Source organism: Oribacterium sp. (genome assembly GCF_057249185.1).
The window spans coordinates 1-1,861 of the sequence record NZ_DBHIGR010000193.1 but is presented as its reverse complement, the minus strand read 5'-3'; the positions used below and the strand labels follow the sequence as shown (position 1 = coordinate 1,861).

The window sequence follows — 1,861 nt, the reverse complement described above, 5'->3', positions numbered from 1 at the left end:
ATAATGCCGAGGATGCATATTCCTATAAAAGTCCCCAAGAGCTTCGGCTTAATGACCTTCCTAAGCATAATCATAGAGGGAAGAGAAAGAGTGGTGACCCCCATCATAAAGGCCAGCACCGTTCCCAGCTCTGCTCCCTTTAAAAGAAGGGATTCCGCAATCGGTATCGTTCCAAAAATATCCGCATACATGGGAATCCCCACCAGAGTCGCAAGAATCACGCCGGCAGGATTTCCTTTTCCAAGTAAAGAAATAATCCAGTTCTCCGGAATCCAGTTGTGAATCAAAGAACCGATACCTACCCCTAAAAGTATATAGGGGAAAACCTTTCGAACGGTCGTTTTCACCTGCTCGGCAGCATAAGAAAGACGCTCTTTCCGGGACAAGGTAGGGAGCGCCTGTTCCACGGGTTTCAGCTGCAAAAGAATGGGTTCTATCTCATTTTCCAAGGACAAATGCTCTATCACTAAGCCACCTAGAACCGCCAGCAAGAGTCCCAATATCACATAGACAGAGGCAATCCTTAGACCGAAAATACCGGTGAGTAGTACAAGACTTCCCAAATCTACCATGGGAGAGGAAATCAAAAAGGAAAAGGATACTCCAAGAGGAATCCCGGCTGCTGTAAATCCCATAAAAATTGGAATGGAGGAACAAGAACAAAAAGGAGTAATCGTTCCCAAAAGAGCCGCTATAATATTGGCATAGATACCGTGAAAACGCCCCATAATCCGCTTTGTCCTTTCCGGCGGAAAAAAGCTCTGCACATAGGAAATGGCAAATATCAAAACGCAAAGGTAAACCGTGATTTTCACACAATCATAGAGAAAGAAATGGAGACTTCCTCCGATGCGACTATACGTAGCAATCCCCATGCGTTCCAAAGCATCTCGAAACAGTCGGCTTAGCCAGTCCATTCTCAAAATTTCCTCTTGTATAAACTGTATCATGCTGCTTTTTGCACCTCCTTTTCCTCTACCCTATACATCACTTTTGGTGTCTTCCTGCAGATTTCTCTTTCCTTCTTCCAAAAACTCCTCCAGATAAGCAAAATCTTCTTGAAATTGCTTTTCCGGACATAGTTTTCTCGCTTCCTGAATCCGTTCTGCCACTCCCTCCTTTTTTCCAAAGCAGCATAGATCCATAAACAAATCCAGAAGGGTAAAGTTCTTTTTATAGAATGCATTTTCTTTATATTTTCCAAAAAGAGCTTCACTATCTTTATAAAGAGTCTCCGCTTCCTCGTAGTCCTTTAAATAAAAATAGTTCAGGCATAGATTCAACCTTCTCACCATCTCTACAGAAGGCATTTTCTTTACCCTGGGCTCCAATTCCCTTAGAATTTCCACTGCTGTACCATATTCTTTTTTCCCTGTTAATGCCGCAGTACGATTCAGCTCCGCAATAGCCCTAAGATGCTTGGATTTCACCTTGTCTCGAATGGCTGTTATTTTTTCCAAATATTCCTCATACTTTGCTTCGCCGAGTAAGGGCATTAGGGCGTTAATTTTCCTTCCATAAAATAAATTATAGGAGATATTTATGATAACACTGATTAACACGAATGCTATTGAAGAAAAAACATCAAGTCGAATCATTTCTTCTACACTAAGCTGAAACCATAGTTTAACAAAGAGTAGAAAAAGGCCAAAAAAGACGCCCAAAATGATACTGATTTTCATGCTTTTACTGATTTTTTTCATATCTTTTCCAATCTATTCACTAAAGCCATTTCTGTCTATTCTATAGTGTGCAGTCATGCAATTATTTGATCTGCGTCCTTCTATTCTCAATACTATACTAAATAGCGACTAATCTAAAGTCTCATTTTAGATTAGTCGCCGTATAAAGTCTTGTTTTG

Annotated in this window: 2 protein-coding genes; both read right to left on the bottom strand. The window is 40.7% G+C overall.

Annotation, left to right across the window (positions count from 1 at the left end; genetic code table 11):
- The coding region (locus tag ACO4PX_RS09185) for a permease (RefSeq protein ID WP_485572356.1) at positions 1–950 on the bottom strand (950 nt) is incomplete at its 3' end.
- A gap of 30 nt (positions 951–980) precedes the next feature.
- Positions 981–1,496 carry a hypothetical protein gene (locus tag ACO4PX_RS09180; protein WP_485572355.1) on the bottom strand — a complete coding sequence of 172 codons (516 nt, stop codon included), beginning with the start codon at positions 1,494–1,496 and terminating at the stop codon, positions 981–983.
- Positions 1,497–1,861 lie beyond the last annotated feature (365 nt).